Origin of the sequence: Streptomyces sp. NPDC050145, assembly GCF_044460245.1 — a bacterium.
Lineage (GTDB): Bacteria > Actinomycetota > Actinomycetes > Streptomycetales > Streptomycetaceae > Streptomyces.
Map to the genome: position 1 here is coordinate 245,562 of NZ_JBITJS010000012.1, position 14,929 is coordinate 260,490.

General features: G+C 72.9%; 15 protein-coding genes. 8 read left to right on the forward strand and 7 right to left on the reverse strand.

The genetic code is table 11. From position 1 onward, the window contains the following. Positions 1–174: 174 nt before the first annotated feature. Both ACIBTU_RS24975 and ACIBTU_RS24980 read left to right on the forward strand, forming a co-directional pair. On the forward strand, positions 175–1,248 hold the full coding sequence (locus ACIBTU_RS24975; RefSeq protein ID WP_399128673.1) for a hypothetical protein: 1,074 nt from the start codon (positions 175–177) through the stop codon (positions 1,246–1,248). A 58-nt stretch (positions 1,249–1,306) separates the two neighbouring features. Continuing rightward, the gene (locus ACIBTU_RS24980) at positions 1,307–2,407 is read left to right on the forward strand and encodes a phosphotransferase family protein (RefSeq protein WP_399128621.1); all 1,101 of its coding nucleotides are present in this window, start codon (positions 1,307–1,309) and stop codon (positions 2,405–2,407) included. Between the two features lie 7 nt (positions 2,408–2,414). Here ACIBTU_RS24980 and ACIBTU_RS24985 read toward each other — a convergent pair whose 3' ends face one another. Further along, complete coding sequence (locus ACIBTU_RS24985; protein WP_399128622.1) at positions 2,415–2,858, reverse strand: hypothetical protein; 444 nt, start codon at positions 2,856–2,858, stop codon at positions 2,415–2,417. 257 nt (positions 2,859–3,115) lie between these two features. On the opposite strand from ACIBTU_RS24985, the gene ACIBTU_RS24990 reads away from it, so the two are divergent. The 4 genes from ACIBTU_RS24990 (at position 3,116) to fxsA (ending at position 7,142) form a co-directional block, all read left to right on the forward strand. After that, entirely contained in the window at positions 3,116–3,556 is a 441-nt protein-coding gene (locus tag ACIBTU_RS24990) for an Lrp/AsnC family transcriptional regulator (protein WP_399128623.1), read from the forward strand. A gap of 88 nt (positions 3,557–3,644) precedes the next feature. After that, positions 3,645–5,258 carry an amidohydrolase gene (locus ACIBTU_RS24995; RefSeq protein ID WP_399128624.1) on the forward strand — a complete coding sequence of 538 codons (1,614 nt, stop codon included), beginning with the start codon at positions 3,645–3,647 and terminating at the stop codon, positions 5,256–5,258. 456 nt (positions 5,259–5,714) lie between these two features. Then, the gene (locus tag ACIBTU_RS25000; RefSeq protein WP_399128626.1) at positions 5,715–6,488 is read left to right on the forward strand and encodes a polyprenol monophosphomannose synthase; all 774 of its coding nucleotides are present in this window, start codon (positions 5,715–5,717) and stop codon (positions 6,486–6,488) included. Between the two features lie 84 nt (positions 6,489–6,572). Beyond that, complete coding sequence (fxsA, locus tag ACIBTU_RS25005) at positions 6,573–7,142, forward strand: FxsA family membrane protein (protein ID WP_399128627.1); 570 nt, start codon at positions 6,573–6,575, stop codon at positions 7,140–7,142. A 145-nt stretch (positions 7,143–7,287) separates the two neighbouring features. On the opposite strand, the gene ACIBTU_RS25010 is transcribed toward fxsA, so the two are convergent. The 4 genes from ACIBTU_RS25010 to ACIBTU_RS25025 form a co-directional block, all read right to left on the reverse strand. Continuing rightward, positions 7,288–7,662, reverse strand: coding sequence for an RNA polymerase-binding protein RbpA (locus tag ACIBTU_RS25010; RefSeq protein WP_081223278.1), 375 nt, complete (start codon positions 7,660–7,662; stop codon positions 7,288–7,290). Positions 7,663–7,916: 254 nt separating this feature from the next. Further along, positions 7,917–9,272: an MFS transporter gene (locus ACIBTU_RS25015; RefSeq protein WP_399128629.1), complete on the reverse strand. Its 1,356-nt coding sequence runs from the start codon at positions 9,270–9,272 to the stop codon at positions 7,917–7,919. A gap of 45 nt (positions 9,273–9,317) precedes the next feature. Continuing rightward, positions 9,318–10,085: a glycerophosphodiester phosphodiesterase gene (locus ACIBTU_RS25020; RefSeq protein WP_399128630.1), complete on the reverse strand. Its 768-nt coding sequence runs from the start codon at positions 10,083–10,085 to the stop codon at positions 9,318–9,320. Beyond that, on the reverse strand, positions 10,082–10,813 hold the full coding sequence (locus ACIBTU_RS25025) for a YitT family protein (protein WP_399128631.1): 732 nt from the start codon (positions 10,811–10,813) through the stop codon (positions 10,082–10,084). The genes ACIBTU_RS25020 and ACIBTU_RS25025 overlap by 4 nt, the downstream gene beginning before the upstream one ends. Positions 10,814–10,912: 99 nt before the next feature. Between ACIBTU_RS25025 and ACIBTU_RS25030 the strand changes: the two genes are divergently transcribed. Beyond that, a complete protein-coding gene (locus ACIBTU_RS25030) occupies positions 10,913–12,412 on the forward strand; it encodes a PLP-dependent aminotransferase family protein (RefSeq protein WP_399128632.1) in 1,500 nt (499 codons plus the stop codon). 9 nt (positions 12,413–12,421) lie between these two features. Here ACIBTU_RS25030 and ACIBTU_RS25035 read toward each other — a convergent pair whose 3' ends face one another. Then, a complete protein-coding gene (locus tag ACIBTU_RS25035; protein ID WP_399128633.1) occupies positions 12,422–14,005 on the reverse strand; it encodes a hypothetical protein in 1,584 nt (527 codons plus the stop codon). A gap of 37 nt (positions 14,006–14,042) precedes the next feature. Next, a complete protein-coding gene (locus ACIBTU_RS25040) occupies positions 14,043–14,237 on the reverse strand; it encodes a hypothetical protein (RefSeq protein WP_188340084.1) in 195 nt (64 codons plus the stop codon). Positions 14,238–14,507: 270 nt separating this feature from the next. Here ACIBTU_RS25040 and ACIBTU_RS25045 point away from each other — a divergent pair, with 270 nt between their 5' ends. Further along, positions 14,508–14,900: an ankyrin repeat domain-containing protein gene (locus ACIBTU_RS25045; protein ID WP_188340085.1), complete on the forward strand. Its 393-nt coding sequence runs from the start codon at positions 14,508–14,510 to the stop codon at positions 14,898–14,900. Positions 14,901–14,929: the final 29 nt, after the last annotated feature.

A 14,929-nucleotide genomic window follows, 5' to 3' on the forward strand; every position in this document is an offset into this window, starting at 1 on the left:
CCGGTCCGCATCTGGTGCCCACCTCCAATCTGACGTACCGTCAACTCCGCCGCCGGGCAGGCCGTACCCCTCCGGGCGACGTCAACTGCCGTGCGCCGGAGGAGAATTGCCGTGGCCGAAGACGACCGTCCCGTGGCTCTCGACGAGTACCCGATCCATCAGGTGCCGCTGTCGATGAAGCACGTCGCCACGAGCGACCGCAACGCCTACGACCGCTGCATCTTCCACCTCGTGGACCCCACGGGCGAGTTCCTGCTCATCCTCGGGCTCGGCGTCTACCCCAACCTGGGTGTCATCGACGCCTACGCCACCCTGCGGGTCGGCGACACCCTGCACGCCGTCCGCGCCTCGGACGCGCTCGGCGACGGGACCCGGATGGAGCTCGGCGTCGGCCCGCTGTGGATCCACGTCGAACGGCCCCTCCACGACTTCGTCCTGACCTGCGCCGCCGACCCGGACGACCCCGACGGGCTCTCGTACGAGATCAACTGGAGCGCCGACTTCCCCGCCCTGTGGGAACCGCACCACCTCCAGCGCCGCGGCGGCCGCCTCACCCTGGAGGGGCGGCGCTTCGTACAGGCCGGCCACTGCGACGGCCGGCTGCGCATCGGGGGCCGCGACATCGACGTACGGAGCTGGACCGGAACGCGCGACCGCAGCTGGGGCGTGCGGCCGATCCCCGGCGAGGAAGGCGGCCGGCTCGCGCAGGAGAACCCCGCCGAGGGCTTCCACTGGATCTGGGCCCCCGTCCGCTTCGCCGACCGCTTCCTCATGGTCGTCCTCCAGGAGGACGCCGACGGCTTCCGCACCCTCAACGACGCCACCCTCGTGCGTCCCGGCCATCGCGACCGCCAACTCGGCTGGCCCCAGGCCGACATCACCTACCGCCCCGGCACCCGCCACCCCGAGCGCGCGGTCGTCCACCTCACCGACCCCGATGGCCGCAAACCCCTGGAGCTCGGCGTCGAGATCCTCGCCTCCTCGCCGCTCGCCGTCGGCGCGGGCTACCCGCCGGCCGACGACTGGCAGCACGGCACCTGGCAGGGCCGCGACTGGACCGACCGCCGCGCCTACGACCTCGCCGACCCCGCCGCGCACCCGCTCGCGGCCTACGGCGTCATCGACCACGCGGCCCGCTTCACCCTCGACGGCCAGGTCGGCCACGGCATCTTCGAGCACGGCAGCTTCGGACGGCACGACCCCAGCGGCTTCACCGGTTTCGACTCGACGGCCCCCGCCCGTCCCTGAGCCCCGGACCGGGCCGCACCGACATCTGAACACCGGTACACACAGAGGGAGTCCGGCCATGGCCACGGCACCGCGCCCCCGCACCTCCACCCGCGACCCCGAGGAGCTCGCCCGCAGGCTCGGCGCCTGGCTGGACCGGCGGCTCCCCGGCGCCCGCCCGGTGAACGTCGCCGTCCCCGAGTCCAACGGCATGTCGAGCGAGACCCTCCTCTTCGACATCGAGCAGCCGCGCGAGCCCGTGCGGGCCTGCGCCCTCCGACTCGCCGCGGACCCCTCGGCGTACACGATCTTCCCCGAGTACGACATGCCGCGGCAGTACCGCACCATGCGCCTCGCCGCCCGCACAGGGCTGCCCGTGCCCGGCGTGCTCTGGCTGGAGGAGGACCCCGAGCCGCTCGGCGCGCCCTTCTTCGTCATGGAACGCGTCGCCGGCCGCGTACCGCCCGACGTCATGCCCTACACGTACGAGGGGAACTGGCTGCACGCCGCCACCGACGCCGAGCGCGAGGAACTGGAGGACGCCAGCGTTCGGCTGCTCGCCCGGCTGCACGACGGCGTCCCCGCCAAGGAGGCCGACTTCCTCGAACTGCCGGGAGAGGGCAGCCCGCTGCGCCGCCACGTCGACGCCCAACGGGCCTACTACGCCTGGGTGGTGGACGGCCGGCCCCGCTCACCGCTGATCGAGAGCGCCTTCGACCGGCTCGCGGAACTGTGGCCGGACGAGGAGGGCGAGGCGGTGCTCAACTGGGGCGACGCCCGCATCGGCAACGTCATCTACGACGGCTTCACCCCGGCCGCGGTCCTCGACTGGGAGATGGCGGCGCTCGCCCCGCGCGAGGTCGACCTCGGCTGGACCGTCTATCTGCACCGCTTCTTCCAGGACCTCACCGAGAGCTTCGGCCAGCCCGGACTGCCCGGCTTCCTGCGGCGCGACCGCGTCGAGGCCCGCTATGCGCGCCTGACCGGGCACACGCCGCGCGACATGGACTTCTACACGCTCTACGCGGCCCTGCGGCACGCCGTCGTCATGCTCCGCGTCGCCTACCGGCAGGTGCACTTCGGCGAGGCCGCCGTGCCCGCGGATCCGGACACACTGATCCTGCACCACGACAGTCTGCGGGCCATGGTGCAGGGCAGTTACTGGAACGGGCGGGACTGAGCGCGCGTCAGGCCGCGCGGCGGTCCCGCTGCCGGGGTACCTGGATCGGGCGCGAGCCGGGACCGCCCACGTGCGAGAACGGCTGCGTGCGCCAGTCGAGCCCCTGAGGGAGCGTCAACAGCAGTGCGGTGTCCTGCTCCTGAGCGCCGGTCAGCTCGTCCGCCGGAGCCGTGTCCGCCGCCGAGCGACCGGTGCCCGCGCACACGGTGAGCCCGAACGGGTTCCACGCCGAGGTCACGTGCGCGTGCTCGGGCAGCACGTCCTCGTCGGCCAGAAGGGCGATGGGCTGCGAGCAGTCCGGGCACACGACCCGGTACATCTCGAAGGTGTCGTACGCGTCGAGGTCGTCCCCGTCGAAGGCGTCGGGTTCGACGCCCTCCGGCTGGGGCTCGACGACCGCCTGCTTGCGGCCGCGTGCGGCAGTGCGTCCAGGACGCTTCACACTCTGCATGGGAATCTCCCCCTCGGGTGGGCCGGCCGCGGATGTCCTTGAGTCGCGGGCCTCGGCCACAGCAAGCACTTCCCGCCCGGTACCCGTGGTAATCGCGCCACGCCCGCGGACACGGCTCCAGACGTGTGGCCTTGGTCACATGCCGTGTGGGTGTGCCGGATGCGAGGTAGGCGAGAGGCCCGCTTCACCCCTTTCCGGGCGTCCCGCCGCGTCGCTCCGGTATCCGGCGGGATCAAGTGACCGGTAGGTTCGTCGCCATGGAGGAGCTCGACCGACAGATTGTGCAGCTGCTCGTCAAGGACGGGCGGATGAGCTACACCGACCTGGGCAAGGCCACGGGCCTGTCCACCTCGGCGGTGCACCAGCGCGTGCGCCGGCTCGAACAGCGGGGCGTGATCCGGGGCTACGGGGCGGTCGTGGACCCCGAGGCGGTCGGGCTGCCGCTCACCGCGTTCATCTCGGTGAAGCCGTTCGACCCGAGCGCCCCGGACGACATCGCGGAGCGCCTCGCCGGCGTCCCCGAGATCGAGGCCTGCCACAGCGTCGCCGGAGACGAGAACTACATCCTCAAGGTCCGCGTCGAGACCCCCCTCGAGCTGGAGAACCTGCTCACCCGGGTCCGCTCCCTCGCCGGCGTCTCCACCCGCACCACGGTCGTCCTCTCCACCCCCTACGAGGCCCGCCCGCCCCGCATCTGACCCCGAGACGCCCGCGGCGGCTCCCCCGCAGCGCGACATTTGGGACCCCGGCACCGGACCGGGACACCCCGCGCGGGAGACTGTCCCCATGAGCACGCCCCCCAGCACCCGTACCGTCCTCCTGCGCCGCGGCGAGGTCCACAGTCCCGCCGACCCCTTCGCCACCGCCATGGTCGTGGAGGCCGGGCACGTCGCCTGGGTCGGCTCGGAAGGCGCGGCGGACGCGTTCGCGGACGGGGTCGACGAGGTGGTCGACCTCGACGGGGCGCTCGTCACCCCGGCGTTCACCGACGCCCATGTGCACATGACCTCGACCGGACTGGCCCTGACCGGTCTCGACCTGACCGGCGCCCGTTCCCGCGCCGAGGCCCTCGCCCTCGTACGGCGGCACGCCGACGACCACCCCGAGGACCGGGTGCTGCTCGGTCACGGCTGGGACGCCGCGCGCTGGCCCGAGGACCGTCCGCCGTCGCGCGGCGAGCTCGACGAGGCCACCGGCGGCCGCCCCCTGTACCTGTCCCGCATCGACGTGCACTCCGCCGTCGTCACCACCGCCCTGCTCGACCTGGTGCCCGGCGTCGCGGACCGCCCCGGCTTCAGCCCCGACGGGCCGCTCACCCGCGACGCCCACCACGCCGTCCGGGCCGCCGCTCTCGGCGCGGTCGGCTCCCGGCAGCGCACCGAGGCCCAGCGCGCCGCCCTGCGCCGGGCCGCCTCCCTCGGCATCGGCTCCGTCCACGAGTGCGGCGGCCCCGACATCTCCTCCGAGGACGACTTCACCGGACTCCTCGACCTCGCCCGCTCCGAGCCGGGCCCGCGCGTCGTCGGCTACTGGGCCGACCGCGACATCGAGCGCGCCCGCGGCCTCGGCGCGCTCGGCGCCGCCGGAGACCTCTTCGTGGACGGCGCCCTCGGCTCGCACACCGCGTGCCTGCACGAGCCGTATGCCGACGCCGCGCACACCGGCACCGCCTACCTGAGCGCCGAGGACGTGGCCGCCCACGTCGTCGCCTGCACCGAGGCCGGACTCCAGGCCGGCTTCCACGCCATCGGCGACGCCGCGGTCACCGCCGTCGTCGACGGGGTGCGCGCCGCCGTCGACAAGGTGGGCCCCGCCCGCGTACGGGCCGCCCGGCACCGCGTCGAGCACGCCGAGATGCTCAGCCCCGAAAGCGTCGCCGCCTTCGCCGAGTTCGGCCTCACCGCCTCCGTGCAGCCCGCCTTCGACGCCCTGTGGGGCGGCGCGGACGGCATGTACGCCGACCGGCTCGGCGCCGAGCGCGCCCGCGCCCTCAACCCGTACGCGGCCCTGCTGCGGGCCGGCGTGCCGCTCGCCTTCGGGTCCGACAGCCCCGTCACTCCGCTCGATCCGTGGGGCACCATCCGCGCCGCCGCCTTCCACCGGACGCCCGAGCACCGGGTCTCCGTGCGCGCCGCCTTCACCGCGCACACCCGTGGCGGCTGGCGCGCCGTCGGCCGCGACGACGCGGGCATGCTCGTGCCCGGCGCCCCCGCCGACTACGCCGTCTGGCGCACCGACGAGCTGATCGTGCAGGCGCCCGACGACCGGGTGGCCCGCTGGTCCACCGACCCGCGCTCCGGCACGCCCGGCCTGCCCGACCTCACGCCCGGCGCCCAACTGCCGGTCTGCCTGCGGACGGTGGTCTCCGGCCAGACCGTCTTCGTACGGCCGGAAGAGTGATGTGCGCGGGCGGTGTGCGACCCGCTCCGGATCGGCACCGTCCCGCACGACCTGCGCATCCTCGGCCCTGACCAGGCGAGTTCACGAAGAGTCGCAGGTCAATCGGCTGTTGACAGGACGCGGAGGTCGGCCGGTAGGTTCTGCCGGGTCCACCACCTCCAGGTACGACCGGGGAATTCCGCGCAGTCGTCGAACGCAGCTGGACCACGGGGTGATGCGCCCACCGGCGCACCACCGGCGAGGTCCGGGACCGGCGCCCGCGCCACGGGGCGCCGGAACGTTCCGGCCGGTCGGCCAGGTGCGACCCGGGTGGGGCCCGGGCGTTCAGTAGACAACGGCTCTCGGTCGATCCGCAGCCAGCGGGTCCCAGGTCGGCCCGAAGGACGCCCGGCCCCGATCCGCAGTGAGACGCGCTCGCTATGGTGGTCCCCTTGTGAACGAAGTGAAGGGGAATCTGTGAACGACGGCGGTGGGCGCACGGTCGGCCCTCTGGGCACGGCCTTGGTGATCATTCCGACCTACAACGAGGCGGAGAACATCAAGACCGTCGTGGGCCGCGTCAGGGCCGCCGTGCCCGCGGCCCACGTGCTCGTCGCCGACGACAACAGCCCCGACGGGACCGGCAAGCTCGCCGACGAACTCGCGGCCGCCGACGACCAGGTCCACGTCCTGCACCGCGCCGGCAAGGAGGGCCTCGGCGCCGCCTATCTCGCGGGCTTCGCCTGGGGCATGGAGCACGACTACGGCGTCCTGGTCGAAATGGACGCCGACGGCTCCCACCAGCCCGAGGAACTGCCCCGGCTGCTCACCGCGCTCAAGGGCGCCGACCTCGTGCTCGGCTCGCGCTGGGTGCCCGGCGGGCGGGTCGTGAACTGGCCGAAGTCCCGCGAGTTCCTCTCGCGTGGCGGTTCCACGTACTCCCGGCTGGTGCTCGACGTGCCGATCCGGGACGTCACCGGAGGCTTCCGCGCCTTCCGCCGCGAGACCCTCGAAGGCCTCGGCCTCGACGACGTGGCCTCGCAGGGCTACTGCTTCCAGGTCGACCTGGCCCGACGGTCGGTCAAGGCCGGCTACCACGTGGTCGAGGTGCCCATCACGTTCGTGGAGCGCGAACTGGGCGACTCCAAGATGAGCAAGGACATCGTCGTGGAGGCCCTGTGGCGGGTCACCGCGTGGGGACTGGGGGAGCGTGTGGGCAAGGTCGTCGGCCGGCGCCCGGAGAGCCGCTGAGCGCCTTCTGGGTGTTTTTTCGCGCTCGTCGATCTTGATCCCCCGCTTACGCCACTTGGACGCCGCCCCAGGCACACTGGGGACATGACCACTGGCACTCCGCCCCGGCGCTCCCGGGTCCGCAGGTTCCTCCCGCTCGGCGTCGCCGCCTGGGCGGTCCTCGAGGTCTGGCTGCTCATGCTGGTGGCCGGGGCGGCCGGCGGTTTCACCGTCTTCCTGGTCCTCGTGGCCGGTCTCGTCCTCGGCGCCGTCGTGATCAAGTCGGCGGGCCGCCGCGCGTTCCAGAACCTGAGCGAGACGATCCAGCGCGCGCAGACGAACCCGGCGGCGGAGCCCGCCGAGCCGCGCTCACAGGGCAACGGGCTGCTGATGCTCGCCGGACTCCTCCTGATGATCCCCGGCCTGCTCACCGACGCCCTCGGCCTGCTGCTCCTCGTGCCCCCGGTGCGCGGCGCCCTGAGCCGGTACACGGAGCGGGCGGTCGAGCGCCGGATGAGCACGGCGACCGAGGGCACACTGGGCAGCGCCTTCCAGCAGGCGCGGATGCGTCAGCCGGGCACGACCGTGATCCAGGGCGAGGTGGTCCGCGAGGACGAGCGCCAGGGATCCCACCGGGACGACTCGGGGCCGCGCCCGCCGATCATGCCGTCCTGACGACCGACGCGCCCTGCGGACAGGGCGGAAACGACGCGCCCTCCGGACAGGGCGGAAATACGGGGCGGAAACGGCCTGGGGCCGGACACACGGTGTGTGTCCGGCCCCAGGCCGTTGAACGAACTGCTTGCGGGATCCCGCAGGGTCACGCGGACTTGCGGCTGTCCCTCGGGTGAACCGCGATGTTCATCGCGCCCGAGCGCAGCACCGCCAGGCGCTCCTCGAGGACCTCTTCGAGCTCCTCGCGGGTGCGCCGCTCCATCAGCATGTCCCAATGCGTGCGGGCGGGCTTCGCCTTCTTCTCCTCAGGGCCGTCACCGTCGACCAGAAGTGCCTGGGCCCCGCAGACCTTGCACTCCCACTCCGCCGGAATTTCGGCCTCCACCGAGAAGGGCATCTCAAAGCGATGCCCCTTCTCGCATGCGTACTCCACGGCCTGGCGAGGGGCCAGGTCGATGCCGCGGTCCGTCTCGTAGCTGGTCACTACGAGGCGTGTGCCGCGAAGAGCTCGCTCACTCATGAATCGTGCCTCCCGGGCTTGTCGCCCACAGGACAGGTGTCGCTGTCGTCGTCATCCGGTCAACGTCCGGTCGGCGGTAAAGATTCCCGTTCCGGGTCATGCGTCGCCGTCGTAGCCGCCCCTTGTTGTACCCACCTGCGCCCGGTTTGTCACATCTGACACCAGATGTCACCTAGCGTTTGTCAGACTTGACGTGCAGTAACGGTACGCCTGGCAGGCCAACCGCGTACACTACCGGCCTTTGCCGCCCGGCGCTAAATCCTGCTGGGTACGGGATTGCCCGCGTCGCGCACCGCCTGCCGCACCGGCACCCGCGCGAGCAGCACGAAACCGAGCGCGAAGAACGCCACCAGCGACACGATCGCGTCCCGGTAGCTGCCCGTCAGCTGGTAGGCGAGCCCGAACACCAGGGGCCCCAACCAGGACATCCCCCGGTCGCTCATCTCGTACGCGGAGAAGTACTCGGCCTCCTTGCCCGCCGGCACCAGATGCGAGAACAGGGAGCGCGACAGGGCCTGCGTGCCGCCCAGGACCAGGCCGATCCCGACCGCGAGTGCGAAGAACCACACGGGCGCGCCCGCCGGGAGGAAGTAACCCGCCCCGATCGTCACCGTCCACGCCACGAGCGACCCCAGGATCGTGCGCTTGCCGCCGTACCTGCGGGCCAGCCGGCCCATGGCGAGGGCGCCCACCACCGCCAGGACCTGCACGAGCAGCACCGCCACGATGAGCGTGGACTGCTCCAGCTCCAGCTCCTCGGAGCCGTAGACGGAGGCCTGCGAGATCACCGTCTGCACGCCGTCGTTGTAGACCAGATAGGCGAGCAGGAAGGACAGCGTCAGAGGATGGCGGCGCATGTCCTTCAGGGTGGCCTTCAACTGGCGCAGCCCCGGTGTCGTGCGCGCGGCCGCGTCCGCGGCGCTCCGGTCACGCAGACGGCGCAGCGGGACCAGGGTGAACGCGCCCCACCACAGTCCCGCCGTGGCCAGACAGATCCGTACCGCCGCCGACTCCGAGACACCGAAGGCGTCGTGGTTCAGGTACAGCACCAGGTCGAGCACGAGCACGAGCGCGCCCGAGGCGTAGCCGAAGGCCCACCCGCGCGTGGAGACCGCGTCGCGCTCCTCCGGGGGCGCGATCTGCGGCAGGTAGGCGTTGTAGAGCACCATCGAGACGGCGAGCGAGGCGTTCGCCACCACCAGGAGGGCGCCGCCCAGCAGATAGCGGTGGCCGTCCAGGAAGAACATCCCGGTCGTCGCCGCCGCTCCCGTGTACGCGGAGACCGCGAGCAGCGGCTTCTTGCGGCCCGAACGGTCGGCGGCCGCGCCCGCCAGCGGCATGACGAAGACCGAGAGGAGCACCGAGAGCGAGACGGAGTAGGCGAAGAACGAGCCCGCGCTGACGGGGATCCCGAGCGGATGCACATAGCCGTCCGCGTCCGCCGCGGACTTGGCGACCGCGGTGAGGTACGGCCCCAGGAACACCGTCAGGACGCTGGTGGAGTACACCGAGCAGGCCCAGTCGTAGAAGTACCAGCCGCGCTGTTCGCGCCGGCGTGCGGCGAGCGTCTCGACGCCCGGCCCCATGTCCCGCACGGTCTCGGTCCCCACCCGTGCCCCCCTCGCAGTCCCCGTGTTCCCGGAGCGCCGCCGGCGTCAGGCCCAGGTGCCCAGGTCCTTGAGGACGTCGCGCAGCGTCTCGATGTGATCGGAAACTATGCCATCGACCCCGAGGGCGAGAAGGCGTCGCATCTCGCTCTCCTCGTTCACCGTCCACACGTGCACCTGAAGCCCGCGCGCGTGGGCGGCGCGCACGAAGCGCCGGTCCACCAGACGCACCCCGTACTGCGCGGCCGGCACCTGCGCGCACACCGCCGAGCGGTCCAGCGGGGCCGGTATCCCGTAGGAGCGCAGCCGCAGGCCCGCGATGCCCGCGGTGCCGTACGAGGTGGCCAGGCGGGGGCCCGCCAGGGTGCGGGCGCGGGCGACGCGGGACTCGGAGAAGGAGCCGACGCAGACGCGGTCCCACGCGTGCGTGCGCGCGATCAGGTCGAGGAGCGGGGCCAGCGCGGGCTCCGCCTTCACGTCCACGTTCCAGCGGACGCCGGGGAAGGTCTCCAGGAGTTCCTCGAAGAGCGGCACCGGCTCGCGGCCCGCCACGCGCGCGTGCCGCACGTCGTCCCACGGCAGCTCGGCGATCCGGCCCTGCCCGTCGGTCACCCGGTCCAGCGTCGCGTCGTGGAACGCGACGAGCCGCCCGTCGGCGGTGGCGTGCACGTCCGTCTCGATGTAGCGGTAGCCGAGGCCGACGGCGCGGCGGAATGCGGCGACCGTGTTCTCCAGGCCGTCCGCCGCCCCGCCGCGATGGGCGAGGGCGAGCGGGCCGGGATGGTCGAGATAGGGATGGCGTACGGGCGCGGTCACTTGCGCAGTATCGCCCGAACGGATGACGAGCCGGCGACCACTCCGGAACCGCCCGGGGACGTGGGGCCGGCGAAGACGCGCAGGAAGAACTGGGCCAGCGGGCCGATCGCCAGGGCATAGGCGACCGTGCCGACGCCGATCGTGCCGCCCAGGGCGAAGCCGGTGGCGACGACGGCGAGCTCGATCACCGTGCGCATCAGGCGGATGGAGCGGCCGGTGCGGTGGTGCAGGCCCGTCATCAGGCCGTCGCGCGGGCCGGGGCCGAACCGGGCCGCGATGTAGAGGCCCGTCGCCACGCCGTTCAGCACGATCGCGGCCACGAGGAGCGGGATCCGCAGCGCGAGGGCGTGCACGTCGGGCACCAGGGTGAGCGTGCCGTCGATCGCCAGGCCCACCACGAAGACGTTCGAGACCGTGCCGAGGCCCGGCCGCTGGCGCAGCGGCACCCAGAGCAGCAGCACGATCGCTCCCACGATGATGGAGACGACGCCGATGGAGATACCGGTCAGTGCGGTCAGCCCCTGGTGCAGCACGCCCCACGGCTCCAGACCGAGCCCGGCCTCCACGAGCAGCGCCGAGCTGACGCCGTACAGGACCAGGCCCACGTAGAGCTGGACGAGCCGGCGGACCAGCGAGCCGCCGGACGCCGCGGAAGAACCCGAAGAACCCGAAGAACCGGAGGAGCCCGAAGAAGCGGGAGAGCCGGGAGAGCCGGGAGAGCCGGACAAGAAGTGCCCCCTGTAGTGGTGGTGGACTGACTCATGACACTCTGTGGCTCGGAAGTGGATGCCAACCATGGCCAATTCCGGGAAGGTGGACTGGACGTCATGGCCCAGTGGACTTCGGCGATCGGGTCGGCCCAGCTCGCCCGCCTGCTCACCTCGCAACAGCCGCGGCCGGCCGGCACCGGCGCCAAGCGCCCGCCCGCCTACCGCGCCCTCGCCGACGGCATCCGCCTGCTCCTGCTGGAGGGCCGGGTCACCGTGGCCACCCGGCTGCCCGCCGAGCGCGAGCTCGCCGTCGCGCTCTCCGTGAGCCGCACGACCGTGGCCGCCGCCTACGAGGCGCTGCGCGGCGAAGGATTCCTGGAGTCCCGCAGGGGAGCCGGCAGCTGGACCGCCGTGCCCGCGGGCAACCCGCTGCCCGCGCGCGGCCTGGAGCCGCTGCCGCCCGAGTCCCTCGGCTCGATGATCGACCTGGGCACCGCGGCCCTGCCGGCGCCCGAACCGTGGCTCACCCGCGCCGTCCAGGGCGCCCTGGAGGAGCTGCCCCCGTACGCGCACACGCACGGCGACTACCCGGCCGGGCTGCCCGCGCTCCGCTCGATGATCGCCGACCGCTACACGGCGCACGGCGTCCCGACCATGCCCGAGCAGATCATGGTCACCACCGGCGCGATGGGCGCCATGGACGCGATCTGCCACCTGTTCGCGGGCCGCGGCGAACGCGTCGCCGTCGAGTCGCCCTCGTACGCGAACATCCTGCAGCTCATGAAGGAGGCGGGCCTGCGGCTCGTGCCCGTCGCCATGGCGGACGGGCTGGGCGGCTGGGACCTCGACCGGTGGCGGCAGGTCCTGCGCGACGCCGCCCCGCGCCTCGCCTACGTGGTGGCCGACTTCCACAACCCCACCGGAGCGCTCGCCGACGAGGAGCAGCGCCGCTCCCTGGTGGACGCCGCCCGGTCGGCCGGCACGGTGCTCGTCGTCGACGAGACCATGACCGAGCTGTACTTCGACCCGGAGCTGGAGATGCCGCGCCGGGTGTGCGCCTTCGATCCGGCGGGCTCCACGGTGATCACGGTCGGCTCCGCCAGCAAGGCGTTCTGGGCGGGCATGCGCATCGGCTGGGTGCGGGCCGCCCCGGACGTCATCCGCAGCCTGGTCGCCGCGCGCGCCTACGCGGACCTGGGCACCCCGGTCCTGGAGCAGCTGGCCGTGAACTGGCTGATGCACACCGGGGGCTGGGAGGAGGCCGTCGAGCTGCGCCGCGGCCAGGCCCGGGAGAACCGGGACGCGCTGGTGACAGCCGTGCGCCGGGAGCTGCCCGACTGGGAGTTCGACGTGCCCGACGGGGGTCTCACGCTCTGGGTGAAGGCCGGCGGCCTGTCGGGCTCGCGCCTGGCCGCGCTGGGAGAGCGGGTCGGGGTGCGGGTGCCGTCGGGGCCGCGGTTCGGCGTCGACGGCGCCTTCGAGGGGTACGTACGGCTGCCGTTCACGGTCGGCGGTGCGGTGGCCGACGAGGCGGCGCTGCGGCTCGCGGCGGCCGCCCGGCTGGTCCGCGACGGTCAGGGTGCGGGCGGGGACGTGCCGCGCACCCTGATCGCGTAGCGGCTTTCTCTAGCGCTCGGCCAGCGCCTCGGCCTCGTCCGCGGTGCTCGGCTCCGGCACCGCCTCGACGGCGCTGTCGCCGGGCGTGACCCGCTCGGGCAGCAGCGCGAGGACCGCCTGCCGGTGCGTCTCGCTCGTCGCCTCGTCGTACGGGTCCGAGGTGGCCGGCACCTGGAGGCGGTGGACCGGGCCCGTGCCGAGGCGGGCGTACCCGCGGCCGGCCGGGACGTCGTCCGCGGGAGTGGTCCGCGGCAGCGTGCCGAGGACGTCGCGCATCTCCTCGTCGCAGGCCGGGCCGAGCAGCACGCGCGCGCGGGTGTGCTGCCGCACGGGCTCGCTCAGGGCGTCGAGGCTGTCGAGCTGCTCCGCGACGACCACCGTGACCCCGGCCGCCCGGCCGTGCCGCAGCGGGACCTGGAGCAGCGTCTGCGGGTCCGTGCGCCCGTCGGCGGCCGCGAGGTGCCCGAGGGCGCCGGGGCGGTCGAGGAGGATCCACAGCGGGCGCCGCACGTCGTCCGGCACCGGGTGCCCGGCCTGCCGCGCCCGGTTCGCCGCGATGAGCCGGCGCTCCGTCTCGTGAGCGGCCCATTCGAGGCTGGCGAGCGCGCCCGCGAGCCCGCACTCCACCGCGAGCACCCCGGAGCGCCCGACCAGGCACGCGTAGTCGCCGGTGCCGCCGCCCTCGACGACCAGCACGTCGCCGTGGCGCAGTGCCTGGAGCGCCACGGAGCGCATCAGGGAGGTGGTGCCGCTGCCGGGCCGGCCGGCGATCAGCAGGTGCGGCTCGGTGGAGCGCGGCCCGGTGCGCCAGACGACGGGCGGCACGTCGTGCTGCTCGTCGCCGTCCAGGACGGGGAGCGTGCGCTGCACGGCGGTCCCGTCGGTGAAGCCGAGCACCGTCTCGCCGGGGGACGTGACGAAGCGCTGGGCGGCGATCGTGGTGGTGAGCGGGGCGAGGACGGTCACCGTGAGGTGGTTGGCCTCCTCGTCCCACTGGAAGTGGTACTCACGGCCCCGGCCCAGCTTCGCGTGGAGCAGCTGCTCGATCCGGGCACGGGACTCCGCCTCCCCGTCGGTGAAGTAGGCGGGGTAGCGGATCGAGAGCCGGTCGAAGCGACCGTCCCCGTCGAAGTCGTACGTCTCGAAGGCCTGCTCCCAGGCGCCGCCGTGGGCGTACAGGGGGCTCGGGTCCTCGGGGACCGAGAAGTACGGGACGAGTGCCTCGTAGACCGCGCTCAGGCGCTGCACCTGTGAGGCGTCGGGGCCGGTCTGCACCGGCGGCTTGGGATCGCGGCCCTTCCAGCCGGCGGCCGCCATGAGCGCGATGAGCGCGAGCAGCGGCCCGTACGGGATGAACACCACGACCAGGATCACTGCCCCCACCAGGAACAGCAGCGGTCCGCGCTTGTCCTTGGGGGTCTCGACCCACTTGCGCCGCCCGGCGGCAGCCAGCCGGCGCAGTCCACGGGTGACCGTGATGAGGGGATGGAGGACGTCGGTGGCGCCGTCGGCGGCCGTCCGGGCCATTTCCCGGCTCCGGGCGATGGATGCGCTGCCGGTGCTCAGAATGCGGGGGAGTGGACGCCTGGCCACGTCGGTCTCCTGAAGGTGAGTGCGGGTGGGTGGGCCGTCAGAACTTGATCCCGCCGAGCAGGCTGGCGAGGCTCTGCCCGCCCGCCTTGATGCTCGGGGCGATGGCCGTGCCCGCCAGGTAGAAGCCGAAGAGGGCGCAGACGAACGCGTGTGAGGCCTTCAGTCCGTCCTTGCGGAAGAACAGGAAGACGATGATGCCGAGCAGCACGACGCCCGAGATGGACAGGATCATGAGGGATCTCCTGGTTGGTGGGGACAGTCACCATGAGTACTTCCAGGCTCACAGTATGTATCTATACGACAAAAGGTGCAAACGGGTGGAAATTTATTCATTTCACCCGTTCGATGCCCCGCGGGGGTGAGACGGGGGCGGGGTGTGGGGACTGGTTGATCTTTGCCTCGACGGGGTCGGGTCATGTGCCCGGAGGGGCAGTACCCTGGCGATTCACTCGTACGGCCGCACGGCCGTACCAGGCACGAATGACGAAAGGCGGTCCGGCAGATGAGCGAAGCCCCCGACCCCGAGGTCGTGGAGCTGGCCGGCAAGATCTTCGACCTCGCGCGCCGCGGTGACGCCGACGCGCTCGCGAAGTACGTGGACGCGGGCGTTCCGGCCAACCTGACGAACGACCGGGGCGACACGCTCGTCATGCTCGCCGCCTACCACGGGCACGAGGACGCCGTACGGGCCCTCGTCGCGCGCGGCGCCGATGTGAACCGCGCCAACGACAAGGGCCAGACCCCGCTCGCGGGCGCCGTCTTCAAGGGCGCCGACGCCGTGATCCGGGCTCTCCTGGACGGCGGAGCCGACCCCGCCGCGGGCACTCCCTCGGCGCTCGACACGGCCCGGATGTTCGGCAAGGCGGAGCTCCTGGAGCTGTTCGGAGCGTCCTGACGCACCGGCTTTGACCAGGCACTACGGGG

Bases quoted from the DNA above. Each gene is read 5' to 3' on its own strand.
- ACIBTU_RS24985 (WP_399128622.1), bottom strand. From the start codon at position 2,858: ATGCAGAGTGTGAAGCGTCCTGGACGCACTGCCGCACGCGGCCGCAAG.
- ACIBTU_RS24975 (WP_399128673.1), top strand. From the start codon at position 175: ATGAAGCACGTCGCCACGAGCGACCGCAACGCCTACGACCGCTGCATC.
- ACIBTU_RS25040 (WP_188340084.1), bottom strand. From the start codon at position 14,237: ATGATCCTGTCCATCTCGGGCGTCGTGCTGCTCGGCATCATCGTCTTC.
- ACIBTU_RS24990 (WP_399128623.1), top strand. From the start codon at position 3,116: ATGGAGGAGCTCGACCGACAGATTGTGCAGCTGCTCGTCAAGGACGGG.
- ACIBTU_RS25010 (WP_081223278.1), bottom strand. From the start codon at position 7,662: ATGAGTGAGCGAGCTCTTCGCGGCACACGCCTCGTAGTGACCAGCTAC.
- ACIBTU_RS25045 (WP_188340085.1), top strand. From the start codon at position 14,508: ATGAGCGAAGCCCCCGACCCCGAGGTCGTGGAGCTGGCCGGCAAGATC.
- ACIBTU_RS24995 (WP_399128624.1), top strand. From the start codon at position 3,645: ATGAGCACGCCCCCCAGCACCCGTACCGTCCTCCTGCGCCGCGGCGAG.
- ACIBTU_RS25030 (WP_399128632.1), top strand. From the start codon at position 10,913: ATGGCCCAGTGGACTTCGGCGATCGGGTCGGCCCAGCTCGCCCGCCTG.
- fxsA (WP_399128627.1), top strand. From the start codon at position 6,573: ATGACCACTGGCACTCCGCCCCGGCGCTCCCGGGTCCGCAGGTTCCTC.
- ACIBTU_RS24980 (WP_399128621.1), top strand. From the start codon at position 1,307: ATGGCCACGGCACCGCGCCCCCGCACCTCCACCCGCGACCCCGAGGAG.